This window comes from Nocardiopsis sp. LDBS0036 (genome assembly GCF_041228755.1).
Taxonomy (GTDB): domain Bacteria; phylum Actinomycetota; class Actinomycetes; order Streptosporangiales; family Streptosporangiaceae; genus Nocardiopsis; species Nocardiopsis dassonvillei.
In genome coordinates this window covers 1,328,460-1,354,488 of sequence record NZ_CP141103.1, presented here as the reverse complement: position 1 = coordinate 1,354,488, position 26,029 = coordinate 1,328,460, and the positions used below count along the sequence as shown (strand labels likewise).

The window sequence follows — 26,029 nt, the reverse complement described above, 5'->3', positions numbered from 1 at the left end:
CGAGGATGAGGATGCCCGAGCCCCGGACGCGGCGCGGCGGGATCGTGGGCAGGACCGAACCGCTCACGAGGCTGCTGTCGGCCCGTCAACACAGCCGCCGTACGGGGCTCACCTGTCACGTGGTGACGGGAGAGCCCAGGGTGGGGCGGACCACCCTGCTCTCCCTGGTGTGCCGCCCCACACCGTCCCGCGCCGGTCCCGCGGTGCACATCGCGTGCTCCCGGCACGTGAACCGCCTGGTCACCGCGCTCACGGACGCCCTGGCCCCGACCGCCGACGAACACCCCGCCGAGGAGGGGGAGGGGGGTTCCACCGTGTCCCCGCGCGCCCGCGCCGGGACCGCGCACGCCCGGGGAGCGGGAGGCGGACCGGCCGGCCCCCGGGAGCTGGTGGAGGTGCTGACCCGGGACGCCCCCCTGGTGATCGCGCTGGACGACGTCGACCAGGCGGGGCCCGAGTCCCTGGTCCGGTTGCGGGGCGTCCTGCGGGACGTCGCCCACCTTCCCGTGACGCTCGTCGCCTCGATCCGGAGCGGAGAACCGGCCGCGGCTCCGACCGAACTCGCCGACCTGCTGTCCGGCGCCCGCACCATCACCCTGCGCGGGCTGTCGGAGGAGGAGACCGGCGCGCTGATGCACGAGCGGCTGGGCCACCGGCTCGACGCGGACCTCGTCACGGCGTCCCACGAGACCACCGCCGGCAACCCGTTCCTGACGCGGGCCCTGTGCGACTGGATCCGGGCCCGCGAATCCCCGGTGCGCTCACCGGCCGAGCTGCGAAGCGCCGTGCTCCCCTCCGTGGCCGACGCCATGATCGGCCGGGCGAACCGCTTCGACCCGCGGGCCCGGGCGGTCGCCGAGGCGGTCGTCGTCGCCTCGGCCTCCGGGGAGGCCGACCCCGCTCTGGTCGCGCACCTCAGCGGAACCCGGCTCGCGGAAACGCTGGCCGCGCTCGACCTCCTGGCTCGGATGCGCCTGGTCACCGACGACCACGCGGTGACGCTGCGCCACCCGTTGCTCCACACCGCGCTGCTCGCCTCCATGACCGTGATGAGCCGCAACGCGGCGCACCTGGCCGCCGCCGCCTTCCTGCACCGCAGACCCGGCGCGGAGCGGCGGGTGGCCCGTCACCTCGCGGAGTCGACGGTGCCCCTGGACGCCCCGTGGTCGTCCACCGCCCTGATCACGGCCGCACGGCTCCCCGACACGGCCGCGCGGGACCGCGTGCGCTACCTGGAGCAGGCCGTCCAGGCCGGGGGAACGGGCGCGTGGCCCGGTGTCGCCCCCGAACTGGCGGCCGCCCGGATCGCACTCGACCGACAGGGCGGCCTGCGCGCCGCGGTGGAGGCACTCGGTCGCACCAGCGACGTCGCGGTCCGTCGCCGCCTGCTCGGCCTGATCGGCGCGACGCTCTGCGAGGGCGAACGCGGCGACGACGCGTCCGCCGTCCTGCGGACGGTGCGGGAGGCCGTCGCCGGAACGGAGCGGGAGGACTGGCCGCGGACCTTCCTCACCCACGGGCGGTCCCTGACGCCCGAGCCGGCGGCCGCCCGTCCGGTCGAAGGGGCTCCCGTCCCCGACGACGTGCCGCGCCCTCCCGCCGTCACGGCCATCGACGCCTTCTCCTCCTACCTCCTGGGCGGACCGCCGTCGGTCGCGCTCGCGGACGTGAGGCAGGCCCTGGACCACGACCTCGACGACCTCCTGCTCCAACCGCCCGCCCTGCCCGCCGCCCTGTCGGTGCTGGTCGGTTGTGGTCACCAGGCGGAGGCGTCCACGCGTCGGCGCTCCCTCGTCGCCGATCCGGACCGGCTGCCCCGCTGGGTGGGCACGGCGGTCCGGCTCACCGAGGCGACGGGATCCTACGCCTCGGGCGACCTGTCCGCGGCCCGGCACACGCTCACGGAGCAGCTCTCGGAACTGCCCTCCCGCGGTGGTCACGGCTACAGCGGTCTCCGGACCCGCCTGGTCGGCCTCCTGGCCAACGTCCACCTGGACCTGGGCGACCCGGACGCGGCGGAGGCGCTGTTGCGCCGACACCACCACGACGGCCACCCGCAGACCGCGTGGTATGACGCCGACGTGCCCCTCGCCCGAGCGCGGCTGAGGATCAGGGCGGGCGCCCTGTCCCACGGCGTCGAGGACCTGTTGGAGGTCATCCGACGCCGCGACGCGGCGGGGGTCCGGGGGCCGGGCACGCTCTGCTGGCGGAGCGAGGGCGCCCTCCTCCTGGCCAGGGCGGGCGCCCGTGACGAGGCGGTGCGCGACGCCCGCCGACAGATGGAGTTCGCGGAGGCGACCGGTTCGCCGCAGGAGCGGGCCCGCGCGCTGCGGGTGTGGGGCGCGCTCGCCGAGGAGCCCGCTTCGGCGGAGGCGCTGAGCGCGGCGGTCGACCTGCTCCGGGGCACCGGGCACGACCTCGAAACCGCACGGACCACGGCGGAGCTGGGCACGGTGCTGGCGCGGATGGGCCGCCACGGGGAGGCCGTGGCGGCCCTGAGCCGTTCGGCCGGCCTGGCCGCCAGCCGGGGCGCGCGTGACCTCGCCGACCGGGTACGGCTCCAGCTGGTGGCCTTGGACGCCTGTCGTGCCTCACACGACGTCTCCGTGCGGGGCATCCTCGCACTGACCCCGCGCGAACGGCAGATCCTCATCGACGCGCTGCTGGGCCAGGCCAACAAGACGATCGCCGGACGTCGGCACATCACCCGTCGCACGGTGGAACTGCACCTGTCGAGCGCCTACCGCAAGCTGGGCATCTCCGGGAGGGGAGAGTTCGGCAAGATCCTCGGCAGCCCCGGAAGGTGGGAGATCCTCGTCGGCGGGGAGTGAGCCGGGGCCTGGGACTGCGGTGGAACGCGCGAACACTTCGGTCGCGGTCCGTGATGCCACACCGGCGTGCGCGCCCGAGAGTGGAACCACCGGACGGGCGCCCCGGGCGGGGGACCACCTGGCTGCCGGATCGCCCCCATGTGTGGACGGAGACGCCGATGCGAGGACAGGACACACCGCGAGACGAGATCGGGGGGGACCCCTTCACCGTGGTCGTGGTGTTCTCCGGAGGGATGGACTCCACGACACTGCTCGCCCACTTCGCCGCGTTGCGGTTCCGACTGGTCGCGGTGACGGTGGAGTACGGGCAGCGGCACGGGAAGGAGGTCGACGCCGCCCGGGCCATCGCCCGCCACTACGGAGCGGAACACCACATCCTGGGCATCGCGGGGTTCGGGCCCCTGCTCAGGGGCTCGGCCCTCACCGACGCCCGGGTGGAGGTGCCCGACGGGCACTACGCGGAGGAGTCCATGCGCGACACCGTCGTCCCGAACCGGAACGCCGTGCTGGCCAATCTCGCGGCTTCGGTGGCGGTGGCCAGACGGGCGGGCACCGTGGCCCTGGGCATGCACTCCGGCGATCACTTCGTGTATCCGGACTGCCGTCCGGCCTTCGTCGACGCGCTGCGCCACCTGGTGGGGGTGGCCAACGAGGGGTTCGCCGCGCCGCGCGTCGAGGCCCCCTTCATGGCATGGTCCAAGGCCGACATCGCGCGGCACGGCGTGCGCCTCGGAGCGCCCCTGGAACACAGCTGGTCCTGCTACAAGGGGGGCGACATCCACTGCGGTACGTGCGGGACCTGCTACGAGCGCCGCGAGGCCTTCCAGGAGGCCGGCCTCCCCGACCCCACCGAGTACCTCGACGGCGTCACACGCTTCTCGGCACCCTGATCCCGGATCTCTCGGTGACCACCGTGATGCGCTCCGTGCGCGCCTGGGTGAACCTGGGAACACGGGGGTCAACCGATTGGCCCCGGACATCTCGAAACAGTCCGCTCCCTCGACGAGTCACCGCATCGACTGGCCCGACCCCGCCCGCCGGCCCCACCGCTCGCACGACCACGGGTGCGTCGCGGAACCGGCGCTCTCCCGCCGCAGGCGGGCTCTCGGCGGGGCGGCGCGTCGGTCACGAGCGGGGCTACGGGATGCGACGCGAAAGGAGGTGAGGCCGTGGGAACGCCGAGTCTTGTAGTGAACGAGATATTCGGTCCTACTTGAACCATCCAGGGAGAAGGGCCCTCACTCGGGCGCCGTTGCGCCTTCGTACGGCTGGGCGGGTGCAACCTCTCCTGCCGTTGGTGCGACACCCCCTACACCTGGGACTGGACCGGTCTGGGGGACGGCAAGGTCGCCTACGACCCCAAGAAGGAGCTGAGAGCGGTCCCCTACCCGCAGGTCCGTGACCGCCTGGTCGCCTACGGGGTCCCCCTGATCGTCGTGTCCGGCGGTGAACCGCTGAACCAACAGGCCAGGCTCCTTCCGCTGGTGCGGGACCTGCGGGACTCGGGCCACGACATCGAGGTCGAGACCAATGGGACGGTCATCCCCGAACCCCGTCTGGCGGAGTCGGTCAGGTTCAACGTGTCACCGAAACTGGCCCACTCGGGGGACCCGGAGGACAGGCGCATCGTCGGACCGGCCCTGGCGGCCCTCGCCGCGGTGCCGGGAACCGCATTCAAGTTCGTCTGCCGTACCGAGGCCGACCTCGACGAGGTCGGGACGCTCGTCGAACGGTACGGCATCGGTCCGGTCTGGGTGATGCCGGAAGGGCGGACCCGGGCGGCACTGGACGACTCCCTCGTCCGGTTGCGGGATCCCGTCATGGCCCGCGGTTGGAATCTGACCACCAGACTGCACATCATGCTGTGGGGCGATCGGAGAGGCGTATGACGCTGGCAGACCTACCTCGTGACTCCACCGTGCGCGATCCGCTGGAGGACGTGGCACGGCGGCTCCTCATCGAGATCGGTGAGGACCCGGAACGCAGTGGGCTGCGGGACACCCCGCAGCGCTTCGCCCGATGGTGGAGGGAGTTCAGCGACTACCAGGCCGGCCGGGTCGAGACCAGTTTCCCGCTGCACACCGACGGACAGATCGTCATGGTCTCCGACGTCACCGTGTGGTCGCTGTGCGAACACCACCTCCTGCCCTTCTCCTGCGTGCTCACCATCGCCTACAGGCCGGACGAACGCGTGCTGGGGCTGTCCAAGTTCGCCCGGATCGCCCACCGCCACGCGCACCGGCTCCAGGTCCAGGAGCGCCTGGTGCGCGACATCGCCGAGGAGGTCTCCAAGGTGGCCCACACGAACGACGTCGCCGTCATCGGCCGCGGCGAGCACCTGTGCATGTCCATGCGGGGCATCCGGACCCCGGCCCTCATGACCTGCTCGGCCTTCGACGGGATCTTCCGCGACTACGGTCCGCCGCGCGACGAGTTGGTCAGGATCGCCTTGTCCGGGAACTGACCGCCGCGTACGCCCCGCCGTGCGGCCGGAGCGGTGCCGGGACAGCCCCCCGGGCGCACGGTCGCCGCACCGCGCCGCCGTACGAGGTCCCACCCGCTTCCTCGACGGCTACCCGGACTCGTGCCCGGTCCGGGTAGCTCTGCCGGGAGCGGGGCGCCGGGGGCCGGTCCCCGCGGACCGGCTCCCCGGCGTCCCCTGCCGGCTCCGTGTCTTCCGCCCGGACGGACGGCCGCCCCTCCCGGCTACGGCCTCCGGGGCCGCACCGCCTCGGCCGCCAGCGTGCCCAGCAGGGACAGCGACTGCGCGCTGACCGAACCCGGCTCGGCGTGGTAGACCACCAGCTCCTGGCCCGGCGCCGACCGCACGTCGAAGGCGTGCAGGCTCAGCTCCAGCGGGCCCACCTCCGGGTGGGCGAAGCGCTTGGTCTCCAGCCTCTTGCCCCGCACGCCGTTGCGCCGCCACAGCCGGGCGAAGTCGGGGCTCTCCGCCTGCATCTCCTCGACGACCTCGCGGACGCGGGGGTGGTCGGGCCAGGCGCCCTCGGCCAGGCGCAGGCCGTCCACCGTGTTCGCGGCGACGGCCTGCCAGTCGGGGTAGAACGCGCGGGAGGCGGGGTCCAGGAACACCGTCCTCACCAGGTTCCGTGAGAAGGGGAAGCCCCGGAAGAGCTGTTCGGCCAGGGGGTTGCAGGCCAGCACGTCGTAGGCGCGGCCCAGGACCAGCGCCGGGGTGTCGTGCCAGGCGTCCATGAGGCCGAGCAGAGAGGGGTCGGCGCGCTCGGCGGGGGCGGGCGCCTCCGGTCTCGGAACCAGCCCGGCGAGCCGGTACAGGTGCAGGCGGCCGTCGCCGTCCAGGTGCAGGGCCTGACCGAGCGCGTCCAGGATCTGCGGTGAGGGGTGGGTCTCGCGACCCTGTTCCAGCCGTGTGTAGTAGTCGGCGCTCATTCCGGCCAGCAGCGCCACCTCCTCGCGCCGCAGTCCGGCGACGCGGCGGTGTCCGTGGACGGGCAGGCCCACCGCGCGCGGCGTGAGCCTCGCGCGTGCGCTCCGGAGGAAGTCGCCGAGCGAAGGGGAGTCCATGCGACCAGGGTAGGGCTCCGCGGCCCGGTGTTCCTGGGTGCGCTCCACCCAGGAACGGCGCGGTCTTCCTGGCCCGCGGCGACCCGCCCAGACTGGGACGCGTCCGGTCAACCCAGGGAGAGGACGGCCATGAACGACCAGGCCAAGGCCATGAGCGACCAGGGGCTGGAGACGGCCCGCAAGGTGATCGTGGTGACGGGGGCCAGCAGCGGGATCGGCGAGGCCGCGGCGCTGCGCCTGGCCGCCGAGGGGCACCACGTGGTGCTCGGGGCCAGGCGTGAGGAGCGCCTGCGCGCACTCGTCCAGCAGATCCGCGACTCCGGCGGCAGCGCCGAACACCGCGGCCTCGACGTCACCGACCCCGACAGCGTGCGGGAGGCGCTCGACGCCACCGTGCGCGAGCGGGGGCGCGTGGACGCCCTCGTCAACAACGCCGGGGTCATGCCGCTGTCCCGGATGGACGCGCTGCTGGTGGAGGAGTGGCACCGGATGGTCGACGTCAACGTCAAGGGGCTGCTGCACGGTGTGGCCGCGGCGCTCCCGCACTTCCAGCGCCAGGGCTCGGGGCACTTCGTGACCGTCGCCTCGATCGGCGCGCACGAGGTCGTGCCCACGTCGGCGGTGTACTCGGGGACCAAGTTCGCCGCGTGGGCCATCACCGAGGGGCTGCGGCTCGAACTCGACCCGGGCATCAGGGTGACCACGGTCTCCCCGGGCGTGGTCGAGAGCGAGCTGGCTGACCACATCACCGACCCGGGGGCGCGGGAGGCGATGCGCACCTACCGCCGCAACGCGCTGCCCGCCGACGCGATCGCCCGGGCGATCGCGTTCGCCCTCGACCAGCCCGCGGACGTGGACGTCAACGAGATCATCGTCCGACCCGCCGCCCAGCGCTGAGCCGGGGCCCGGGGCGGACAGGCGCTCCAGCGGGGCCCCGCCGGGGACGGGCACTACCGCGGACGCGGCCTCGCGGAGTCCTCGGCCCGGGCGGGGCCGCGTCCGTCGCCCCCGTCCCGTCCGGCGGACGGGGCCCGCACGTCACCGACGTGGTCCTGCACCCATTCCACCATCGGCAGCAGCAGGTCGGTGACCTCGCGGCCGTCCCCGGTGAGGCGGTACTCCACGTGAGGCGGCACCACCGGCCTGGCCTCGCGCAACACCAGTCCGTCGGCCTCGAAGGCGCGCAGGGTCTGGGCGAGCATCTTCTCGCTGATCCCGCCGATCGCGCGCAGCAGCTCGCTCCAGCGCAGCGGCCCGTGCGACAGGGAGACCAGCACGAGGACGCCCCACTTGCTGGTGATACCGGCCAACAGCCGCCGGGAGGGGCAGTCGGCGGACAGGACCTGCCCGCGCGGAGGGGGCGGGGAACCGGACGGCACGCTCATGGAACCCAACTTACCAAAAGGTGGGTACCCGACTTTTGGAATGTGCCGGTGAGCGGGAGGGTTGGGACGCCTGGACGGCCGGAACGCCCGGCCGCAACGAAGGGAAGCACCCATGTCCGTCGTCATCACCGGTGCCACCGGCCACCTCGGCCGCCTCGTCGTCGAGGACCTCCTCGACCGGGGCGTCCCGGCGGAGCGGATCACCGCCACCGCGCGCGACACCGCCCGGCTGGCCGACCTCGCCGGACGGGGCGTGCGCACCGTCCACGCGGACTTCGACGAGCCCGCGTCGTGGGAGGAGGCCCTCAAGGGAGCCGACACCCTCCTGCTGGTCTCGGGCACCGCGATCGGTGAGCGGGTGCGTCAGCACGGCGCCGTGATCGACGCCGCCGCGGCGGCCGGGGTCGGGCACATCGTCTACACCAGCGCGCCCAGGGCCACCGACACCACGCTGGTCCTGGCCCCCGAGCACAAGGCCACCGAGGAACTCGTCACCGCCTCCGGGCTGGCGTACACGATCCTGCGCAACGGCTGGTACAACGAGAACTTCGCGCAGCAGCTGGACCAGGCCCGCGCCACCGGCGCCTTCGTCGGCAGCGCGGGTCGGGGCCGTACCGCCAGCGCCTCGCGCCGGGACCTGGCCGAGGCCGCCTCCGCCGTGCTGCGCGACCCGGCGGCGCACGCGGGCGCCGTGTACGAGCTCTCCGGCGACACCGCGTGGACCTACGACGACCTCGCCGCGACCCTGGGCGAACTGCTCGGCCGCGAGGTCGTCTACCGCGACCTGACCACCGAGGAGCACGTGGCGGCTCTGACCGGGGCCGGACTGGACGAGGGCACCGCGCGCTTCGTGGCCGCGCTGGACACCAACACGCGCGACGGCGAACTGTCCGCCACCACCGGAGAGCTGTCCCGGCTCATCGGCCGACCGACCACCCCGGTCGGCGAGACCCTGCGCGCTCTGCTCTGACCCGCGCCCCGTCCTCCCCCTTCGGGGGAGGGCGGGTCCAGCGGGCCTCCGGAGCCGCCGACTCTCAGCCGGAGTCCGCGTCCGAGGGGGCCAGGGTCAGCGGAGGCCCGGCGGACGGCCCCCGAACGGGGCCGGCCACGACGTCGGGCCAGGGCAGGTCGACCGCGGAGGTCCCGGCGGCGAGGGCGGCCGCGGCCAGCCTCAGCGTCAGCGGCAGCCGCCCGCAGCGGTCGGCGATCCGGGTGACCAGCGCCAGTTCCGCGGCCCGGGCCCACATCCCGGCCACGGACAGGAACAACTCGACCGAGGACTCCTCCGACAGCACGTCGAGCGGCAGGGGGCGGGCGCCGAAGAGCGCGACCAGCCCCGTCAACGGGTACCGACTGGTGATGAGCACGACGCTGCCCCGGCCGGTGGGAAGCAGGGGAGCGAGCTGCTCGACCGAGGCGGCGTCGTCGAATAGGAACAGCAGACGCTGGTCGGCCGTCACCGACCGGAAGAGCTTGGCGAGCTCGTCGGCGCCGGTCGGCAGGCCTCCGGGGTCCGCGCCCAGTCCGCGCAGCAGCTGGCGCAGCGCGTCCTCGGCCCGGACGGGCTCCCCCCCGGAGGAGGAACCGCGCAGGTCCACGTAGAGCTGGCCGTCCTGGAAGCGCTCCCGGACGGCATGGCTCCAGTGCAGGGCCAGCGCGGTCTTGCCGACGCCGGAGACCCCGGTGAGGAGGAACACCGCGGGCCAGCGGTCGGCCCCCCGGTCGTCGTCCAGCGCCTGGTCGAGCACGGACAGCTCCGCCGAGCGGCCGACGAACTCACCGACGCCGTAGGGCAGTTCGGCGGGGCGGACCCGGTGGGCGACGGGCGCGCCGCCGCGCGTGCTCCCGCCCTCCGGCCCGGCCGTGAGCAGGTCCAGGTGCAGCTGCCGGAGCCGGGCGCCGGGGCCGGTGCCCAGTTCGTCGGCCAGCCTCTCGCGCAGCTTCGCGTAGACCTCCAGCGCCTCCCCGGTGCGTCCGCAGGCGTGCAGGGCCGACATCAGCAGGCCCGCGAAGCGTTCGTGGGTCGGGTGCTCCGCGCACAGCGAGAGCAGTTCGGGGACGGCGGCGGCTCCGCGGCCGAGGTCGATCCCGGCGCCGTGCAGCTCCACCAGGGCGTGCAGCCGCCTCTCCTCCAGGGCCGGGCGTGCGTGGGCGGCGAGCGCCGGTGTCACGCCGCCCAGCGCCGGGCCCGTCCACAGCGACAGCGCGGTGCGCAGGGTCCGGACCGCATCGGAGGGGCGGCGGGCGGCGCGCTCGGAGTGCGCGCGCACCAGCAGCCGCTCGAACACGCCGCTGTCCGTGGCCTCGGCCGCCACGGTCATCCGGTAGCCGCAGGTGCTCCGGACGATGGTGTCCGCGCCCAGGACCTTGCGGAGTTCGTGCACGTGCGCCTGGAGCTGGGACCGTGCGCTGCGCGGAGGGTGTTCGCCCCAGACCAGGTCGATGAGCCGGTTGTCGGAGACCACGGTGCCGGGTTGCAGGAGGAGTGCGGCCAGGACCGTACGCCTTTTGGGCCCTCCCGTGCTGACCGGACGCCCTTCGGAGCGAACCTCGACAGAACCGAGCATGCGATACCGAATCCCTGACAGATCGGTCTCCACTCATGAACTCCCTGACGCACGATGAACACTCCGCTGCGCAACGTCGCGGAGCATACGGCACTCGTCGGCGCACCGTCCACCCGCGTGAGGGGGAGCGCGGAGAGTGTCCGGGGCGGCTCTGAGGTGGCCTGGGGCTTTGGGTTTCGGTCGATGCGGGACTCGTGCCGCTAAGGGACACAAACGATATGAGGAAGGGTGTGGTCGGGCGGCCCGCGGAAACCGGCCGGGGCCGCCCGTGAACGGTCCGGTCAGCCGCAGTTGGTGTCGCGCTTGCCGCCCTCGGTGCCGGTGATGCGACCCATCCAGTCCACGCACCTGCCTGCCGCGTTCAGGTAGATCGGACCGGCGTAGGTGGTGTAGTAGCCGCCGTCGAAGACGTACCAGTGGCTTCCGGCCGGACTGATCGACAGTCCCGCCTCGATGAGCACGGCCGAGCCGGGACTGTTGCGCTTGGCCACGACGCAGTTGTAGCCGTTGGAGCTGTTGTAGGTCAGGAAGACCGTGCCCTTGGAGCCGATGTTGTCCTGGTTGACGACGCCGTATCCGGAGCCGCACTCGCCGCCGTAGGTGGCAGCGGCGGCGGGTGAGGCGCTGACGAGCAGGCCGCCCAGACCGATACCGGCGGCCGCGACGACGGCCGCGGCCCTCCGCGCGAGTTTCCTCATGTCATGTCCGTTCATGGTTCGGGGGTGTGCGGAGGCGGGGAAGCGGGGCGGAGGTCACCCGCAGTTGGTGCGGGTGGCGGTCTTCGTGATCGTGCCGATCGTGCCGCCCCAGTCGACGCACTGGCGCGCCGCCGACAGGTAGACGGGACCGGCGTAGGTCGTGTAGTCGCCGCTGTCCCGCTTCCAGGACGAGGTGCCGTTGACCCGGATGAACGCCTCCATCGGCGCGGCCGCGCCCGGGTTCGTGCGCACGGTGACCACGCAGTTGTAGCCGTTGGAGTTGTTGTAGGTCAGGAAGGTGGTTCCGCGGTTGTCGGGGAACTCGATCTGGTTGACGACCCCGTAGTCGGACCCGCACGCACCGTTGTAGGAGGCGGCGGAGGCGGGGGCGGCGGTGGCCATCAGACCCGCCGCGGCGATCCCGCAGGCCGCGGCGAGGGTGGCGGCCTTCTTCAGGGGGTTGCGCATGGTGCTCCCAGTCGTGCGTCGGCGCGCCGCCCGTCGCGGCGCGCGGGGGTCAGCCGCAGTTGGTCTCGTTGCGGTTCTCGTTGGTGCCGCTGATGTTGCCGAACCAGTCCACGCACGAACCGGCTGCGCTGCGGTAGACGGGACCGGCGTAGGTCGTGTACTGGCCGCTGTCCACCTCGGCCGCGCTGGCGGGGTCGCTGGTGCGCTTGAGGCCGACCGTCATCTCCACCGCCGAGCCCGGGTTGGCCCGGACGGTCACCGCGCAGTTGTAGCCGTTGGAGTTGTTGTAGGTGAGGAAGACCGTGCCCTTGGAACCGATGTTGGCGTAGTTGACCACGCCGTAGCCGCTGCCGCAGACACCGTTGTAGTCCGCCACGGGAGCCGCCGCCGACGCGGGTGAGGCCAGTGCCAGCGAGCCGGTGGCCAGCGCCGCCGTGAGCAGGGCGGCTGTACGGAACTTCTTGAACATGGGGGAGCTTTCCGTCCTGGGTACCGGCGTCCGCTCCGTGCGGACGCCGGGAAGGACTGTGGCACGGGCCGCTTCGATCCGGCTTCGGTTCCGCTTCGTCCCGGCTTCGTGCGCCGCTTCCGGGCCCGGAACACTCCCTGGAACGCGGCGCTGTCGAAGGAGGCCTCGTCCTCGCCCCCGTCACCGGTGATCCACCAGCGCACGGGCGTGTCCCGGGTGCCTTCCAGGTCGTGGGCCAGGGCGAGTTCGCCGGCGCCGCCCGCGTCGTAGTCCGCGCAGGCGAAGAGACCGGCCACCCGCCCGACCGCGTCTGCGACGGCGAGGGGGCGTCCTCCGCGTTCACCGTCCGTTGTGCGCTGCGCGCCGGAGCGCCCTCCCGGTCGAAGGGACCGTACATGGCCATGAGGCGCGAGGCCTCACCGTTCGCCGAGGACGCAGGGGAGCAGAACGAGACGGCGGGGGGCCATGGACTTGCGATCGTGATGGGGGACCGGGCCACGGCGTGCCGCGGGGCGGGCCGGCACCACCGGGGCGGTCGGCGGACGGGAGCAGCCTACCCGCGACCCGCCCCGTAGACGCTCAGGTGCGTGTACGCCAGTGAGAAGAGCGGTGTGGGCACGCCGAGCTCCCTGCCCCGGGAGACCAGGTCGCCGACGATGTGGTCGGCCTCCACCGGGTTGCCCTGGGTCAGGTCCCAGTACATGGAGGTCGTGGTCGAGGACGTGGTGTCGGCGATGATCGCGTCGGCCCTCTTCCGGGCCGCCTCGCCCGGCGGATGGCCGGAGGCGGTGGCCACGGCGATGGCCTCGGCGAACACCGCCGCGGTGAACTCCTGGCCGCCGGGCGCGCCGTTGACCCGGCCGATGGGGCCGCGCATCAGACAGGTGCACGCGCCCAGGGTCGCCAGGAACACCCACTTGTCCCACAGTTCCTGGCGGATGTCGGCGGCGGAGGTGGCGGTGTGGTCCCCGGTGTCCAGCGCGGCGTGCACGTCCTGCGGCGCGACGACGGGGTGCTCGCCCAGCGGTCCGTAGATCAGCTGGCCCATGGTGCCGACCTGGACGATCTCCCCCTGTTCGCCCAGGCGCGTCATCACCATGGCCACGCCGCCGTAGACCCGGTCGGCGCCGAAGCGCTCGACCAGGGCGTCGATGTGGCGCATGCCGTTGAGGAAGGGCAGCACCGCGGTCCGCGGACCCACGGCGGGGGACAGGTCCTTGAGGGCGTCGTCGAACCCGTACGACTTGACGGCCACGATCACCAGATCGTAGTCGGGGCCCACCCGGTCGGCGGTGACCGCTCGGACAGGGACCGCCTCCACACGTCCTCGCACGTCGCGCACGCGCAGACCGTGTTCGCCCAGGAGCGCGGCGCGGGCGGGGCGGACGAGGAAGTCCACGTCCCGGCCCGCCCGGACCAGGTGCGCTCCGAAGTAGCCGCCGACCGCTCCGGCTCCCACGACAAGAATCCTCATGCTGCTCCCGCCCGGTGGTTGCACGACAACGGACAACGTAGGGCCATGGGATCTCGCCTGGCAAGGGCGCGGCCGCGTGCGCGCACCGCCCCGCCTCCCCGCGGCGGGAGGGTCGGGCCCCGGCGGCGCCGCACTCTCGCAAAGCCTGCTCCATGCTTGTGGAACCCAGGTTTTCGCAGGTCGGAGCGGAGGGCAGCCTGGTCGTGGCCCGTGCGCCCCGCTCGGGGTGTGAGCACGGCGCGACCCGGGGTGAAGCCCCGTCCGCACGAGGAGGAAACGGTTCCCATGGCTTACGTGACCACCCGCGACGGCGTCGAGATCTTCTACAAGGACTGGGGGAGCGGCCGACCGGTCGTGTTCATCCACGGCTGGCCGCTCAACGCCGACGCGTGGGAGGACCAGATGAAGTGGGTGGCCGACAACGGCTTCCGCGGCCTCGCCCACGACCGCCGCGGCCACGGCCGTTCCGGCCAGCCCTGGAGCGGCTACGACTTCGACACCTTCGCCGACGACCTCAACGACCTCATGAACCACCTGGACCTCCAGGACGTCACGCTGGTGGCCCACTCCATGGGCGGCGGCGAGCTCGCCCGCTACATCGGGCGCCACGGCACCCGGCGCGTGCGCCAGGCCGTCCTGCTGTCCGCGGTCCCGCCGATCATGGTCAGGTCCGATACCAATCCCGAAGGGGTGCCCGAGGAGGTGCTCACCGGGATCAAGGACGGCATCATCAGGGAGCGCTCGCAGTTCTGGAGGGAGACCGCGGAGGGCTTCTTCGGCGCCAACCGCCCCGGCAACAAGGTCACGCAGGGCAACAAGGACGCCTTCTGGTTCATGGCCATGCACCAGTCCATCGAGGCCGGTGTGCGCTGCGTGGACGCCTTCGGCTACACCGACTTCACCGATGACCTGCGCCGCTTCGACGTTTCGACCCTGGTGGTGCACGGCGACGACGACCAGGTCGTGCCGATCGACGCCACCGGCCGCAAGTCGGCGCGGATCATCCCGGACGCCACCCTGAAGGTCTACGAGGGCGGCTCCCACGGCATCGCCCTCGTGCCGGGCGACAAGGAGAGGTTCAACCAGGACCTGCTGGAGTTCCTCAAGAGCTGACCCGCCCGGGTGGGCGGGACCGCGCGGGCGCGGCGGGGCCCGCCCGCCGGAGCGGACGTCGGACGCGGCCGTGCGGAGCGGGAGAACGCGGTCTCCGGACAGGGCGGGAGGGGGAACGCGCTGCCGGACCGCGAGGGGGCGCGGGCGCCCTCCGAGGGCCCGTTTCCTCCGCCGGGTGTTGCCAGTGCGGCCCGTGCGCCACAGGATGGGTCCTGCCGACGGCCCCAGGGGCCGTACCGACGGGCGGAAGGCAGGACATGACCGGTTCGACGACATCCAGCACCGTGGGCGACATCCTCCGGCGCAGCGCGGCGCGCACCCCCGGGCGTACCGCGCTGGTCTTCGGCGGGCGCTCCTGGACCTACGCCGACCTGGACGCCGCGGTCACCCGGGCCGCCGCACGCCTGCTCGGCCTCGGCGCCGTCCGGGGCGACCGGGTCGCGGCCTACGGCAGGAACTCCGACGCCTACCTCATCGGGTTCCTGGCCTGCGCCCGGGCGGGGCTGGTCCACGTGCCGGTCAACTTCGCCCTCAGGGGGGAGGAGCTGGCCTACCTGCTGGAGCAGTCCGGCAGCACCATCGTCCTGACCGACCCCGCCCTGCGCCCGGCCGTGGACGCGCTGCGCGACGGGACCGGCGTGGAACAGGTGCTGGAGCTGCGCGAGGGCCCCGGTTCGCTGCTCGCCGACAGCCTGGAGGGGCCGGTGCCCGAACTGGACGCCGGGGTCCGCGACACCGACCTGGTGCAGCTGCTGTACACCTCCGGTACCACCTCCCGCCCCAAGGGCGCGATGATGACCCACCGGGCCCTCGTCCACGAGTACCTGTCCTGCGTGGTGGGCCTGGACCTGTCCGCCGACGACGAGCCCCTGCACGCCATGCCGCTCTACCACAGCGCGCAGATGCACGTCTTCCTCATGCCGTGGCTGGCGGTCGGGGCGCGCAACACCCTGGTGGAGGCGCCCGACCCCGCCGACCTGCTGGAGCGGATCGAGACGGCCGGACACCGGGCCTTCTTCGCCGCGCCCACGCTGTGGGTGGCGATGGCGGGCCACCCCGACTTCGCCCGGCGCGACCTGACGAGCCTGCGCAAGGCCTACTACGGGGCCTCCGTCATGCCCGGCCCGGTGCTGGAGAGGCTGCGTTCGACCCTGCCCGGACTGGGCTTCTACAACTGTTTTGGCCAGAGCGAGATCGGCCCGCTGGCCACCGTGCTGCGCCCCGAGGAGCACGACGCGCGCCCCGCCTCCGCGGGCCGATCCGCCCTGTTCGTGGAACTCAGGGTGGTGGACGACAGCGGCCGCGACGTCGCCCCCGGGGAGCTGGGCGAGGTGGTGTACCGGTCGCCGCAGCTGTGCCAGGGTTACTGGGACAAGCCCGAGGAGACCGAGGAGGCCTTCCGGGACGGCTGGTTCCACTCCGGCGACCTGGTGCGCGCCGACGCCGAGGGCTACATCGAGGTGGTGGACCGGATCAAGGACGTCATCAACACCGGCGGCGTGCTGGTGGCCTCCCGCGAGGTGGAGGACGCCCTGTACACCCACCCCGGGGTGGCCGAGGCCGCGGTGGTCGGCGCGCCCGACGAGAGGTGGATCGAGGCGGTGACCGCGTTCGTGGTGCCCACCGGGGAGGCCGACCCCGAGACCCTGCCCGACGACCTGGTGGAGCACGTGCGCGCCCGTCTGGCGGCGTTCAAGGCCCCCAAGGAGGTACGGGTGGTGGACGAGCTGCCGCGCAACGCCTCCGGCAAGATCCTCAAGCGCGAGCTGCGCGACCGCATCGCCTGACCGGCACCGCGCCGGGGTCGTCTCCGGGGCCGCGCGCCGCCGTGCGCGCGGCCGGAGCGCCGGGTGGGCGGCTGCGGCTCAGCCCATGCGGTCGGGTGCCTCCTCGGCGTAGCGGGCGGCCAGGGTGTGGAAGGCCAGTTTGGGCTCCCAGTGGCCGTCGTCGGGGGACAGCCCCGACTCCAGCGGTGGCGGGCGCACGATCCCGAAACTGGCCATGTCCTGGTCGCGGGTGGGATCGGGGGAGTAGCGGCAGTCGCCCTCGATGAACATGCACACGAACGCCCCGTGCACCTCCTCGGTCTCGAACACGTCCAGCAGGTCACTGATGAGGTCTGCCTGCACCCGCTCGTCGCGCACGTACCCGTCCCTGACCCTGCGGTCCCCCAGGTCGCTCCAGTCCAGGATGTCCGAGCCAGAGCCGCCCCTGTCCCGGGCGCCCTCGTAGGAACAGCAGCCGAACTCGGTGACGACCAGCGGTTTGCCGTGGGCGCGCAGCCGACGCAGCCCCTGCCGGTAGGAGCGGCGGGTGAGCTCGTCCAGGTAGTAGTCCACGCCGACCACGTCGAACGGCGTCCAGTCCACGGTCTCCCATGCACCGGAACCGTAGGTGAGCGGCCCGTGGAACCTCGCGCGCGCGGTGTCCGCCAGCTCGCGCAGTAGCCGGTTGAGCCTGCGGTCGAACCACGGCAGCAGGGGGAAGAGCAGCCCCAGCGCGCGCGTGCGCCGGTCCAGGTCGCGGCCGGGCAGCACCCCGGCGGCGAACAGGCTGATCTCGCAGCCCACGTTGAGGCCCACCCGTGCGGGGTGGTCGCGGCGCAGCCGTTCGGCGGCCTCGGCGGCCCGGCCCAGGTTGGCCGTCAGCTCGCCCGGCGCGGCGTCGACCAGGCGGGGCTGGACCCACACGTACAGCCCCCGGCCCAGCGCCAGGCGGGCCGCCTCCTCCAGCCGCCCGAGGTCCTCGCCGAAGACGGTGACCGCCGTGCAGTGCAGGTCCTCGCGGATCACCCGCATCTCCCGGTCCACCACATCCGGGCGCCACCGCGGCCGGGAGTTCTGACCGGGCAGGTAGCTGGAGCCGACGTCGTACAGGATCCCCCTCTGCGCCAGGGGGCGGCGCGGCCCGCCCGCGTCGGGGAAGGGGGCGCCCGCCCGGCCGCGGCCGCGCAACGCGTACACGACCCAGAAGGCGGCCAGGCCCGGGCCGAGGGAGAGCACCGCCTGCCAGGGTTCCGGAGCGGAGGACAGGCGCAGGCCGAGTTCATCGGAGAGCACGCCGACGGCGGTCAGGGCCGTTCGCGCGGCCAGCGGCGTCCACACCTCCCCGGTGGTCGTTCTCAGGGCCCCGAGGAACAGGCCCAGGAGGAACACCTCGCCGGAGAGCGCCGCCGAGCCGGTGACCGCGGCGGCGAAGAGCGTGTACAGGGCGGCCTGGCCGAGGAGAGCCGCCCACGGGGGGTACCGCAGCCCCAGGTGGTGCTGCGCGTAGCCGCGGAAGACCAGTTCCTCGGGCAGTATCTGGGCCGCCAGGAGCAGGGGCAGGGTCACGGCCAGGGCCGAGGCGGCGCCCCCGACCGCGCCGGTGTCCGGGGTGGCCGCGCCCAGGGCCCGCGCCGCGCCCAGGAGCGCGGCCGAGGCGAGCAGGACGGTGAGGGCTGCGGCCAGCGGGACGGACCATCCCCGGGGCGCGAGGCCGAACGCGGGGGTCGGCGCGCGGTCCAGGAAGCGGCGGGCGGCCCACAGCAGCGGCGGCACCAGCGCCGTGCACAGCGCGGCCCGCACGGCCAGGGCGGGGAGGGAGTCGGGGTCCCCCGCCGCGCCCGGAACCGACGTCGAGGCGGCCGCGGCGAGCACACCGACCAGGGTTGCGGCGGCGCAGACCAGGACGGTCGGGGCCACGGGGCCCGCCCGGGGGCGTGCGGCCCTCGGGGCGCGGGGCGCGGTGTCGGATGGGGGCGCGGAGCGGGGCTCGTCCGGCATGGCCGCCTTCCCGGGGGTAAACTCCGTACGGCGTTCGGTCTTTGTCGAACAGTGTACGGAGTTTTCGCGAGGAGGCAAGAGTGGCCTACGTCCACGACCCCACGGCCACGCTCGAACTGCTGTGGGACGGCCCCCGGCGGCCCCGGCGCGGCCCCCGGCACAACCTCACGGTGGAGCGCGTCGTCGAGGCCGCCATGCTGGTCGTGGAGGAGGGGGGCGTGGACGCGCTGTCCATGCGCGGAGTCGCCTCCCGGCTCGGCGTGGGCACGGCCACGCTCTACACCTACGTCCCCGACAAGTCGGCCCTGATCGCCCTGATGGTGGACACGATGGTCGGCCAGGCGGTCCTGCCGCACACCCGCGCCGGCACCTGGCGGGAGAAGGTCCGGGCGTGGGCCCACGAGGACCTGCGCTCCTACCGCGAGCACCCCTGGCTCGTCGAACTCACGGCCACCGGGCAGCCGGTCGGCCCGCACACCTTCGCCTGGGTCGACTCCGCCGTGCGGGTCTTCGACGGCACCGGGCTGAGCGACCACGAGGTGTTCACCGTCGTGGAGGCCGTGAACGGCTACGTCCGCGGCCACGTCGCCCTGGTGGTCCAGGCCGACCGGGCCGGGGCCTGGACCACCCCCGACGGTCGCACGTGGGACACGGTCCAGGAGGCCTTCCTGGCCTCCCGCGCGGGTGCGACGGGGCGCTACCCGGCCGTCGAACGCGTGACCACCGCGGGGCCGACCCCGGAGGAGGCCTTCTCGCGGGGGCTGGACTGGCTCCTGGACGGGATAGAGCTGCGCGTGCGCTCCCGCGCCGCCGAGCGCTCCTGACGCTCCGGACGGTCTCCGCGGACCGACACGGCGGCGGGGGTGCTTGCGCGGGCACCGGGCTCCCCGGAACCTGGGACAGTCCGGGGCGCGGCCCCGACCACCTCGGGCGGTCCCGGCCGGTGCGGCCGCGCCGACCGTCGGCACCGTGTCCCCGGGCCGTGCGGTCCGCAGCTGACGAGGAGGCGACGCGGTGAGTGGCGAGGACAGCACGAAGGCCGTGGTCATGGCGTTGGCGGCCAATCTCGGGATCGCCGCGACCAAGTTCGTCGCCTACCTCCTGACCGCCTCGTCGGCCATGCTCGCCGAGTCGGTGCACTCGGTGGCCGACTCCGGCAACCAGCTCCTGCTGCTGATCGGCGGGCGGCGGGCCAGGCGCACGGCCACACGGGAGCACCCCTTCGGCTTCGGCCACGAGCGCTACGTCTACGCCTTCCTGGTGGCGATCGTGCTGTTCACCCTCGGCGGGCTGTTCGCCCTGTACGAGGCCTGGGAGAAGATCCGCGACCCGCACCCGATCACCTCCTGGCAGTGGGTCCCCGTCGTGGTGCTGCTGGTGGCCGCCGCCCTGGAGTCGACGGCGCTGCGCACCGCTATGCGCCAGACCAGGACGGCGCGCGCACGGGTGGGGTGGTTCGGCTTCATCCGCCGCACCAAGGCCCCGGAGCTGCCGGTGGTCCTGCTGGAGGACACCGGCGCCCTCATCGGCCTGGCCTTCGCCCTGGTCGGGGTCAGCCTCACCCTGATCACCGGCAACGGCGTCTGGGACGGGCTCGGCTCGGGGGCCATCGGACTGCTGCTGATGGTGTTCGCGGTGGTCCTGGCGGTGGAGATGAAGAGCCTGCTCATCGGTGAGTCGGCCAGCGAGGAGCACATCCGCCTCATCCGCGAGGCCGTCCTGGGCTGTGCGGACATCGACGCGGTCATCCACATGCGCACGATGCACCTGGGCCCCGAGGAGCTGCTGGTCGCCGCCAAGGTGGCCGTGGACGCCGAGGACGACGCCCGCCGCGTCACCGCCGCCATCGACGAGGCGGAGCGGCGGATCCGCGAGGCGGTGCCCATCGCCACGATCATCTACATCGAACCCGACCTCCTGCGCCCGCGGTCCGCCGACTGATGCGCCCGGCGGCCGCGCGGGCCGGGCCCGGGAACCGGGGGAGGGGCGGCCGCCCTGCGCACCGCCTTTTCTTGTGGCGTTCATCTTCGCCGGAAAAAGAAAGCGAACTCGTGTTCGAGTAAAATGAACATTGCCCGGGAATGGGCGGTCGGCGCGTGGGGGGCGGAGTCGGCGCCGACGCGTGCGGCCCGGCCAGCAGGGAAAACGGGGCGCCCTGTCCCGTGGGGGCGTGGGGGACCCTGCGGGGCGCGGACGCCTTTCCCCTGCCTTTTCGGTCGCCGTGGACGGGCGGGCGAGCGGCTTCTGGCATATGGCGAAAAATTTCCTCCCGGCGGCTTTTGGTCCCTTTTCTTAGGGAACGTACTCCTCACATCGCGATCATCCCCCGCCGGATCCCGGCCTCCTACCTCGACAGACAGCGCGGGCGTGCCGCCCGCTCACTGTCCTCCAGGCAGACATCAGGCACCGAACAGGACACGACACCGGGGGCTTCCTCTTGTCCATCAACGTTCCCCACGCGACGCACGAGACCTTCGACCACACACCAGCCGTCCCCGGACCGCGCAGACCGGTCTGGGACGAGGACCCCACCGCCGAGGACATGCTCGCCGAACTCCACGGCCTGGACAGGGACGATCCGCGGGCCGACGACCTGTGCGAACGGGTCGTGGTCCTCTACCAGCCGCTGGTCAACAAGCTCGCCCGCCGCTACAACGGCCGCGGCGAACCGCTGGACGACCTGCAACAGACCGCCATGCTCGGGCTGGTCAAGGCCATCCACGGCTTCAACCCCGCCCGCGGCAAGCCGTTCATCTCCTACCTGCTGCCCACGGTCACCGGTGAGATCAAGCGGCACTTCCGCGACCACACCTGGGCCGTGCGCGTGTCCCGGCGCCACCAGGAGAACCGGATCAAGCTGCGCCAGGCGCTCAACGACTTCCAGCAGGCCCACGCGCGCACGCCCACGGTCCACGAACTCTCCGAGGAGATGGGGCTGCCCGAGGCCGAGGTCGGCGAGCTCATCCAGGTCTCGGAGTCCTACCGCTCCCTGTCACTGGACGCCCCGGACACCTCCGACTCCGACGGCCAGGAGGGCACCCGGCTGGAGGACCACCTGGGCAGCGAGGACGAGGGCCTGGAACTGGTGGTCCAGCGCGAGTCGCTCAAGCCCGCCCTGGCCCGCCTGCCCGAGCGCGAGCGCGAGATCCTCATGCTGCGCTTCTTCGGCGACCACACCCAGTCCGAGATCGCCGACTGTCTCGGCTACTCGCAGATGCACGTCTCCCGGCTCCTCAACGGAGTCCTGGGGCAGCTGCGCGAGGAGATGGGACAGGACGGGCGCGCTCGGGGATGAGGCGGACCGCGCCGCCGGGAGGACGCCGACGGGGGACGTCCTCCCGGCGGCACCGTTCACACCCGCTGTCACCGGGGACGCCTACCATGCCGCCATGGCCACCGCACCGCTGACCGCCCGCGCCTTCCTGGCGCGCCTCGACGAGCACCGCAGCGACGAGGAACTCCGCAAGTACCAGCGCTACTTCCGCTTCGAGGCCGGACACCAGCCCGAGGACGACTACTTCGTCGGGGTGCGCATGGGCACGGTGTTCGCCCTGGCCAAGGAGTTCGTGGACATGCCCCTCGACCAGGTCGAGGAGCTGATGGACAGCCCCGTGCACGAGGCCCGGGCCGGGGCGATGAGCATCATGGAGAAGAAGGCCCGCCACCGGCGCAGCACGCCCGGACAGGTCGCCGCGCTCGCCGAGCTGTACCTGCGCCGCCACGACCGCGTCAACAACTGGGACCTGGTGGACCTGGCCGCGCACCACGTCCTGGGCCGCCACCTGCGGGACCGCCCCCGCGGGGTCCTGTACACCCTGGCGCGTTCGGACGACCCGTGGCGGCGGCGCACCGCCATCGTGGCGACGGCGCACTTCATCGCCCACGACGACCTCGACGACGCCTTCGCCCTGTCCGAGATCCTCCTGGGCGACGACCACGAACTGGTGCAGAAGGCGGTGGGGTGGATGCTCCGAGCCGCCGGTGACAAGGACCGCGACCGGCTGCTGGCCTTCCTCGACACCCACGCCGCGCGGGCCCCGCGCCCCCTGCTGCGCGCCGCGATCGAGAAGCTCGACCCCGGACAGCGCGCCCACTACCGCGGGCGCTGAGCGGCGCCGCGCCCCCGCGGGGGCGCGGCGCCGGATCCGCTACTCGGAGGGTTCGGGCAGGGGCGGGCACTCGATGGTCGGATTGACCCCCATGTAGTTCAACGGCCCGACGAAGATGGTTCCGACGGTGTGGCCCAGCGTCGAGCACGAGGTCTCGTCGCTGCTGAACAGACCGCGCTGGAACGCGGCGATCAGCCCGACGAGCAGCCACAGGACGACGAGGGTCGAAAGAACGATGCGTACTCGCACGCTCTGCCTCCAGGGGATGGGGGGTAGATCGGTTGTCTTCGCCGCAGACCTATACCCGCGAGACGCGACGTTTCACCCGGTCCCGCCTCCCGCTTCCGCGCGGATCCGCTCCCCGTACGGAACGCGCGCCGTCCCCCGGTCCGGGGCCACCCGGCTCAGCGGGTCCGGCTTCGAGTCCGTTCGGCGGCGCCCCTCCACCAACCACGTCCATGCCGCCGGTGGTGAGGGCCGGTCCGGGCCTGAACGGGCGGATCACACCGGCCGTGCGCACCGACGCTCAGGCGGTCGCCAGCGCGGTGCGCCGCGTACGCACCGCGAAAGCGGTGAACACCACCGCGGCGGCCACGGCCGTGGCGAGCATGACCGCGGTCATGCTGGACAGGGTCACCGGGCCGGTCAGCCCGGCGGTCGAGGCCAGGCCGGAGCCGATGCCGAACTGGAGCGTGCCCAGCAGGGCCGAGCCGCTTCCGGCGATCTTCGGCGGCTGTCCGTCCAGGGCCAGCGCCGTGGCGTTCGGCGACACCAGACCGGTGAACACCATCATCACGAACAGCGCGGCGGTCACCGTCACCAGGCTCGCGCCGCCCGAGGACCCCAGCAGCGCCAGTGCGGCCACCGAGGCGATCGACCCGGCCAGGCCCAGGAACAGGCGGCGGTGGATCTCCACCCGGCGGATGAGGTAGGCGTTCAGCTGGTTGCCGATGATCATGCCGAGCGTGGTCACCGCGAACACCAGGCTGAACTCCTGGGCGCTGGCCCCGAAGCGCGAGTGGGCCACGAACGAGAACGTCGAGATGTAGGTGAAGCTCATCCCGAAGCTCAGCGCGAGCGTGAGCGTGGGAGCGGTGAAGCGGATGTCGCGCAGCAGGCGGCCGAACACCCGCAGCTGCGCACGCGGACTGACCCGCTCGCGCTGCTCGGGCGGCAGGCTCTCGGGCAGGCCGAACAGCACCAGTGCGAAGGTCGCCAGCCCGGTCGCGCCGAGCACGGCGAAGAGCAGCTGCCAGGGTCCGAAGAAGAGCAGCTGGCCGCCCAGGATCGGGCCGAGCATGGGGGCCAGGCCGGAGAGCAGCACCAGCCGGGAGAAGAAGGTGGCGGCGGCGTCGCCGTCGAACACGTCCCGCACGATCGCGCGCGAGATCACCAGTCCGGCCGCGGCCGACAGTCCCTGGCCGAAGCGCAGCAGGCTGAACATCTCCACGCTGCTCACCGTCGCGATGGCGAGGGTGGTGGCGGTGAACACGCCGATGCCGACCAGCAGCGGCGCGCGGCGCCCCCAGCGGTCGCTGAGCGGGCCGATGACGAGCTGGCCCAGGGCCAGACCGGCCATCACCGAGGTCAGGGTGAGCTTGACGCTGGCCTCGCTGGTGCCCAGGTCGGCGGCGATCTGGGGCAGCGCGGGCAGGTACAGGTCGGTGGCGAGCGGGCCGATCGCGGACAGCACGCCGAGGACCAGGACGAGCAGCAGCGTGCGGCGGCGCGTCCGGGCCGTGGCGGCCGTGGCCTCCTGGCGGGCCGGACCGGCCTGCTGCGGCACGTCGTGGTGGTGCGGGGGGTTGTGGGCGGACGGGACGTTCTGGGCGTCCGGGACGACCTGGACGTCCGTGGTGATCTGGGCACGACGATTCGGACGTGCGGAAGCAAGGGTCACCGAGGCTCCAACGCGGGGAAAGGTATCGACAAGCGGTGCGCGGTACGCGGGGGGCGCCGTGAACCGCCTTCGGGCGGGGCGCCGACAGAAGTCCCGTGAGAGGACCAGAGGGTCCCGGGATCACTTCCGCCTCCAACACAAGGCTAGGAGCAGGCAATCCCCGCTTTACCCAACACGTCGAGTGATCCGAATTACGGTGTTGGAATGCCCTGCTGGTAAAGGGATTCGGTCCGCTGTGACGACGCCCATGCGGGGATGGGGCCGTCGGGTCCTCGGGTTCCGCTCATTCCCCCGGCCGCGTGGTACCCGATTCCCCATGGTTACCCCGTGGTAGTTCCGCTGGGCGAAACACGCCTTTCGGCAGCGTGTTCTGTGAAGAAAAGAGCGGACCTGGGAGGCACGCCCCAGGAGCTCACAGGCCTGTGGGGCCGTGGGGCCGGCCTCTGGAGGCCGCACGCCGCGAGCACCGGCAGGGGAATTCCCCGGAAAGGTGTGCTAGCCTGACCGGGTAAGGGTTTACGGGAAAAGGAAAATAACTTTCTTCGGCCTTGATTCCGGCATTTTTCCGGTTATTCTCGGCATATGCCGAACCCCCTTTCTCCCGTCGTGCTGTCCGCGTCCGTGATGACCCACCCCCGCCGGATCGCCGCCGCGCGCCGCGTCCTGGACTCCCTCGGGATCGAGGACGCCTGCCTGGCCGTGGACCCCGAGCCCGACGGGCCGCCCAGCTCCCTGCGCGCCTCCCAGGTCGCCTTCTCCAGCGCGGAACGCTTCGACTCCACCCACCACCTCGTCCTCCAGGACGACGTCCGCGTGTGCGCGGATTTCGCCGACTCCGTGCGCGACGCGGTGAAAAGGCATTCCGAGGCCGCGCTCTCCCTTTTCGTGGAATGGGGTTCGCGCACCGCCTACCTGGCCCGGTGGGCGGTGTTCACCGGAGCCGGAGCGGTCCCGGTGGTCAACCCGTACATGCCGACTCCCGCCCTGCTCCTGCCGCGCGAACCGGCCCTGGACATGGGCCGCTACCTGCGCGGCGCCGGGGGCCGCTCCGACGACCGCGCCGCCCTGCGGTTCCTGCGGGAGCGCGGCACCCCCGCCCTGGTCGCGGCGCCCAACCTGGTCGAGCACGAGGACCTGCCCAGCATCAAGGGCAACGACGAACACGGGCTCCGGCACTCGGCCTGCTTCGCGGCGGAGGGCGCCCGCTTCGCGGGGCCGGTCCTGGACCTGCCCCCGCTGCTGCCGTTCCTGCGCTGGAACACCGGGGAGGCCGTGGTCATCGACACCGGCAACGACGTGCCCGAGGCCCACCGGCCCACAGCGCGGGTGCTGGAGGAGTGGGGCGCGGCGCCGGGTGAGCTGAGCCGGGACTGCGCCGAGCACCTGGGCGCCGATTCCGGGCCGCTGTTCGCGCTCTGGGCCACCGCCGCCGCCTTCGGCGCGGTCCAGGAGCTGCACTGGCCGGGCACGGTGGCGGGCCTGCGCGCCCGCCGGGACGACCCCCTGGTCGGGCGCGCGCTGGCCACCTTCGCGCCGGGCGCGCTGCGCGTCGTCCTGGCCCCGGACCGGCTGGCGCGGCTCTCCGGGCGGCTTGTGCCGGCGGTGCTCGCCGCCATGGAGTACGGGGCCCGCCTCACCGCCGCCCGCCCCGTCTGAGCGGGGCGGGCGGCGGCGGTGCGCCTCCGGCCGCCGCCCCGGACACCGAGGG

The 26,029-nt window shown here is 73.0% G+C and carries 23 protein-coding genes; 13 read left to right on the top strand and 10 right to left on the bottom strand.

The features are described from left to right. Window positions 1-11: 11 nt before the first annotated feature. The 4 genes from UIS43_RS05735 to folE all read left to right on the top strand — a co-directional run bounded on the left by UIS43_RS05735 (window position 12) and on the right by folE (window position 5,295). The gene (locus tag UIS43_RS05735) at window positions 12-2,831 is read left to right on the top strand and encodes a LuxR C-terminal-related transcriptional regulator (protein WP_370012655.1); all 2,820 of its coding nucleotides are present in this window, start codon (window positions 12-14) and stop codon (window positions 2,829-2,831) included. A gap of 158 nt (window positions 2,832-2,989) precedes the next feature. Beyond that, the gene (queC, locus tag UIS43_RS05730) at window positions 2,990-3,721 is read left to right on the top strand and encodes a 7-cyano-7-deazaguanine synthase QueC (protein WP_013153447.1); all 732 of its coding nucleotides are present in this window, start codon (window positions 2,990-2,992) and stop codon (window positions 3,719-3,721) included. Between the two features lie 330 nt (window positions 3,722-4,051). Further along, window positions 4,052-4,720, top strand: a complete 669-nt coding sequence (locus UIS43_RS05725) for a 7-carboxy-7-deazaguanine synthase QueE (protein WP_041552731.1) — start codon at window positions 4,052-4,054, stop codon at window positions 4,718-4,720. Beyond that, complete coding sequence (folE, locus tag UIS43_RS05720; protein WP_013153446.1) at window positions 4,717-5,295, top strand: GTP cyclohydrolase I; 579 nt, start codon at window positions 4,717-4,719, stop codon at window positions 5,293-5,295. The genes UIS43_RS05725 and folE overlap by 4 nt, the downstream gene beginning before the upstream one ends. A gap of 242 nt (window positions 5,296-5,537) precedes the next feature. On the opposite strand, the gene UIS43_RS05715 is transcribed toward folE, so the two are convergent. Continuing rightward, window positions 5,538-6,374 carry a helix-turn-helix transcriptional regulator gene (locus UIS43_RS05715; RefSeq protein ID WP_013153445.1) on the bottom strand — a complete coding sequence of 279 codons (837 nt, stop codon included), beginning with the start codon at window positions 6,372-6,374 and terminating at the stop codon, window positions 5,538-5,540. Window positions 6,375-6,503: 129 nt separating this feature from the next. On the opposite strand from UIS43_RS05715, the gene UIS43_RS05710 reads away from it, so the two are divergent. After that, window positions 6,504-7,271, top strand: a complete 768-nt coding sequence (locus UIS43_RS05710) for an SDR family oxidoreductase (RefSeq protein WP_013153444.1) — start codon at window positions 6,504-6,506, stop codon at window positions 7,269-7,271. Window positions 7,272-7,324: 53 nt separating this feature from the next. Here UIS43_RS05710 and UIS43_RS05705 read toward each other — a convergent pair whose 3' ends face one another. Further along, window positions 7,325-7,759 carry a helix-turn-helix domain-containing protein gene (locus tag UIS43_RS05705; protein ID WP_013153443.1) on the bottom strand — a complete coding sequence of 145 codons (435 nt, stop codon included), beginning with the start codon at window positions 7,757-7,759 and terminating at the stop codon, window positions 7,325-7,327. A 112-nt stretch (window positions 7,760-7,871) separates the two neighbouring features. Between UIS43_RS05705 and UIS43_RS05700 the strand changes: the two genes are divergently transcribed. Further along, window positions 7,872-8,729 carry an SDR family oxidoreductase gene (locus tag UIS43_RS05700; RefSeq protein WP_013153442.1) on the top strand — a complete coding sequence of 286 codons (858 nt, stop codon included), beginning with the start codon at window positions 7,872-7,874 and terminating at the stop codon, window positions 8,727-8,729. 64 nt (window positions 8,730-8,793) lie between these two features. On the opposite strand, the gene UIS43_RS05695 is transcribed toward UIS43_RS05700, so the two are convergent. The 5 genes from UIS43_RS05695 to UIS43_RS05675 form a co-directional block, all read right to left on the bottom strand. Next, on the bottom strand, window positions 8,794-10,326 hold the full coding sequence (locus UIS43_RS05695) for a BTAD domain-containing putative transcriptional regulator (RefSeq protein ID WP_370012650.1): 1,533 nt from the start codon (window positions 10,324-10,326) through the stop codon (window positions 8,794-8,796). A gap of 281 nt (window positions 10,327-10,607) precedes the next feature. After that, entirely contained in the window at window positions 10,608-11,024 is a 417-nt protein-coding gene (locus UIS43_RS05690) for a hypothetical protein (protein ID WP_013153439.1), read from the bottom strand. Between the two features lie 54 nt (window positions 11,025-11,078). Continuing rightward, window positions 11,079-11,492 (bottom strand): spore-associated protein A, encoded by a 414-nt coding sequence (locus tag UIS43_RS05685; protein WP_370012648.1) that lies wholly within the window; start codon window positions 11,490-11,492, stop codon window positions 11,079-11,081. A 49-nt stretch (window positions 11,493-11,541) separates the two neighbouring features. Next, window positions 11,542-11,961, bottom strand: a complete 420-nt coding sequence (locus tag UIS43_RS05680) for a hypothetical protein (RefSeq protein WP_013153437.1) — start codon at window positions 11,959-11,961, stop codon at window positions 11,542-11,544. A 553-nt stretch (window positions 11,962-12,514) separates the two neighbouring features. Beyond that, window positions 12,515-13,435, bottom strand: a complete 921-nt coding sequence (locus UIS43_RS05675) for a ketopantoate reductase family protein (protein ID WP_198048796.1) — start codon at window positions 13,433-13,435, stop codon at window positions 12,515-12,517. Window positions 13,436-13,720: 285 nt separating this feature from the next. Between UIS43_RS05675 and UIS43_RS05670 the strand changes: the two genes are divergently transcribed. Beyond that, complete coding sequence (locus UIS43_RS05670) at window positions 13,721-14,548, top strand: alpha/beta fold hydrolase (RefSeq protein ID WP_370012645.1); 828 nt, start codon at window positions 13,721-13,723, stop codon at window positions 14,546-14,548. A 257-nt stretch (window positions 14,549-14,805) separates the two neighbouring features. After that, window positions 14,806-16,335, top strand: coding sequence for an acyl-CoA synthetase (locus UIS43_RS05665; protein WP_071622205.1), 1,530 nt, complete (start codon window positions 14,806-14,808; stop codon window positions 16,333-16,335). Between the two features lie 78 nt (window positions 16,336-16,413). Here the strand turns inward: UIS43_RS05665 and UIS43_RS05660 are convergent, their stop codons facing one another. Then, window positions 16,414-18,312, bottom strand: a complete 1,899-nt coding sequence (locus tag UIS43_RS05660; RefSeq protein WP_370012643.1) for a type II CAAX prenyl endopeptidase Rce1 family protein — start codon at window positions 18,310-18,312, stop codon at window positions 16,414-16,416. A gap of 80 nt (window positions 18,313-18,392) precedes the next feature. On the opposite strand from UIS43_RS05660, the gene UIS43_RS05655 reads away from it, so the two are divergent. The 4 genes from UIS43_RS05655 (at window position 18,393) to UIS43_RS05640 (ending at window position 22,421) form a co-directional block, all read left to right on the top strand. Continuing rightward, window positions 18,393-19,136, top strand: coding sequence for a TetR/AcrR family transcriptional regulator (locus tag UIS43_RS05655; RefSeq protein ID WP_013153432.1), 744 nt, complete (start codon window positions 18,393-18,395; stop codon window positions 19,134-19,136). Between the two features lie 190 nt (window positions 19,137-19,326). After that, window positions 19,327-20,253 (top strand): cation diffusion facilitator family transporter, encoded by a 927-nt coding sequence (locus UIS43_RS05650; RefSeq protein ID WP_013153431.1) that lies wholly within the window; start codon window positions 19,327-19,329, stop codon window positions 20,251-20,253. 496 nt (window positions 20,254-20,749) lie between these two features. Then, window positions 20,750-21,607, top strand: a complete 858-nt coding sequence (locus UIS43_RS05645; RefSeq protein ID WP_370012640.1) for a SigB/SigF/SigG family RNA polymerase sigma factor — start codon at window positions 20,750-20,752, stop codon at window positions 21,605-21,607. A gap of 94 nt (window positions 21,608-21,701) precedes the next feature. Next, complete coding sequence (locus UIS43_RS05640; protein ID WP_013153429.1) at window positions 21,702-22,421, top strand: DNA alkylation repair protein; 720 nt, start codon at window positions 21,702-21,704, stop codon at window positions 22,419-22,421. A gap of 39 nt (window positions 22,422-22,460) precedes the next feature. Here the strand turns inward: UIS43_RS05640 and UIS43_RS05635 are convergent, their stop codons facing one another. Both UIS43_RS05635 and UIS43_RS05630 read right to left on the bottom strand, forming a co-directional pair. Further along, entirely contained in the window at window positions 22,461-22,670 is a 210-nt protein-coding gene (locus tag UIS43_RS05635; protein ID WP_013153428.1) for a hypothetical protein, read from the bottom strand. 277 nt (window positions 22,671-22,947) lie between these two features. Then, on the bottom strand, window positions 22,948-24,321 hold the full coding sequence (locus UIS43_RS05630; protein WP_013153427.1) for a multidrug effflux MFS transporter: 1,374 nt from the start codon (window positions 24,319-24,321) through the stop codon (window positions 22,948-22,950). A gap of 582 nt (window positions 24,322-24,903) precedes the next feature. On the opposite strand from UIS43_RS05630, the gene UIS43_RS05625 reads away from it, so the two are divergent. After that, entirely contained in the window at window positions 24,904-25,977 is a 1,074-nt protein-coding gene (locus UIS43_RS05625) for a hypothetical protein (protein WP_013153426.1), read from the top strand. Window positions 25,978-26,029: the final 52 nt, after the last annotated feature.

What these genes read in the sequence shown, in the direction of transcription:
- UIS43_RS05735 (WP_370012655.1), top strand. Translation starts at nt 12, where the DNA reads ATGCCCGAGCCCCGGACGCGGCGCGGCGGGATCGTGGGCAGGACCGAA.
- queC (WP_013153447.1), top strand. Translation starts at nt 2,990, where the DNA reads ATGCGAGGACAGGACACACCGCGAGACGAGATCGGGGGGGACCCCTTC.
- folE (WP_013153446.1), top strand. Translation starts at nt 4,717, where the DNA reads ATGACGCTGGCAGACCTACCTCGTGACTCCACCGTGCGCGATCCGCTG.
- UIS43_RS05715 (WP_013153445.1), bottom strand. Translation starts at nt 6,374, where the DNA reads ATGGACTCCCCTTCGCTCGGCGACTTCCTCCGGAGCGCACGCGCGAGG.
- UIS43_RS05710 (WP_013153444.1), top strand. Translation starts at nt 6,504, where the DNA reads ATGAACGACCAGGCCAAGGCCATGAGCGACCAGGGGCTGGAGACGGCC.
- UIS43_RS05705 (WP_013153443.1), bottom strand. Translation starts at nt 7,759, where the DNA reads ATGAGCGTGCCGTCCGGTTCCCCGCCCCCTCCGCGCGGGCAGGTCCTG.
- UIS43_RS05700 (WP_013153442.1), top strand. Translation starts at nt 7,872, where the DNA reads ATGTCCGTCGTCATCACCGGTGCCACCGGCCACCTCGGCCGCCTCGTC.
- UIS43_RS05695 (WP_370012650.1), bottom strand. Translation starts at nt 10,326, where the DNA reads ATGCTCGGTTCTGTCGAGGTTCGCTCCGAAGGGCGTCCGGTCAGCACG.
- UIS43_RS05690 (WP_013153439.1), bottom strand. Translation starts at nt 11,024, where the DNA reads ATGAGGAAACTCGCGCGGAGGGCCGCGGCCGTCGTCGCGGCCGCCGGT.
- UIS43_RS05685 (WP_370012648.1), bottom strand. Translation starts at nt 11,492, where the DNA reads ATGCGCAACCCCCTGAAGAAGGCCGCCACCCTCGCCGCGGCCTGCGGG.
- UIS43_RS05680 (WP_013153437.1), bottom strand. Translation starts at nt 11,961, where the DNA reads ATGTTCAAGAAGTTCCGTACAGCCGCCCTGCTCACGGCGGCGCTGGCC.
- UIS43_RS05675 (WP_198048796.1), bottom strand. Translation starts at nt 13,435, where the DNA reads ATGAGGATTCTTGTCGTGGGAGCCGGAGCGGTCGGCGGCTACTTCGGA.
- UIS43_RS05670 (WP_370012645.1), top strand. Translation starts at nt 13,721, where the DNA reads ATGGCTTACGTGACCACCCGCGACGGCGTCGAGATCTTCTACAAGGAC.
- UIS43_RS05665 (WP_071622205.1), top strand. Translation starts at nt 14,806, where the DNA reads ATGACCGGTTCGACGACATCCAGCACCGTGGGCGACATCCTCCGGCGC.
- UIS43_RS05660 (WP_370012643.1), bottom strand. Translation starts at nt 18,312, where the DNA reads ATGCCGGACGAGCCCCGCTCCGCGCCCCCATCCGACACCGCGCCCCGC.
- UIS43_RS05640 (WP_013153429.1), top strand. Translation starts at nt 21,702, where the DNA reads ATGGCCACCGCACCGCTGACCGCCCGCGCCTTCCTGGCGCGCCTCGAC.
- UIS43_RS05625 (WP_013153426.1), top strand. Translation starts at nt 24,904, where the DNA reads ATGCCGAACCCCCTTTCTCCCGTCGTGCTGTCCGCGTCCGTGATGACC.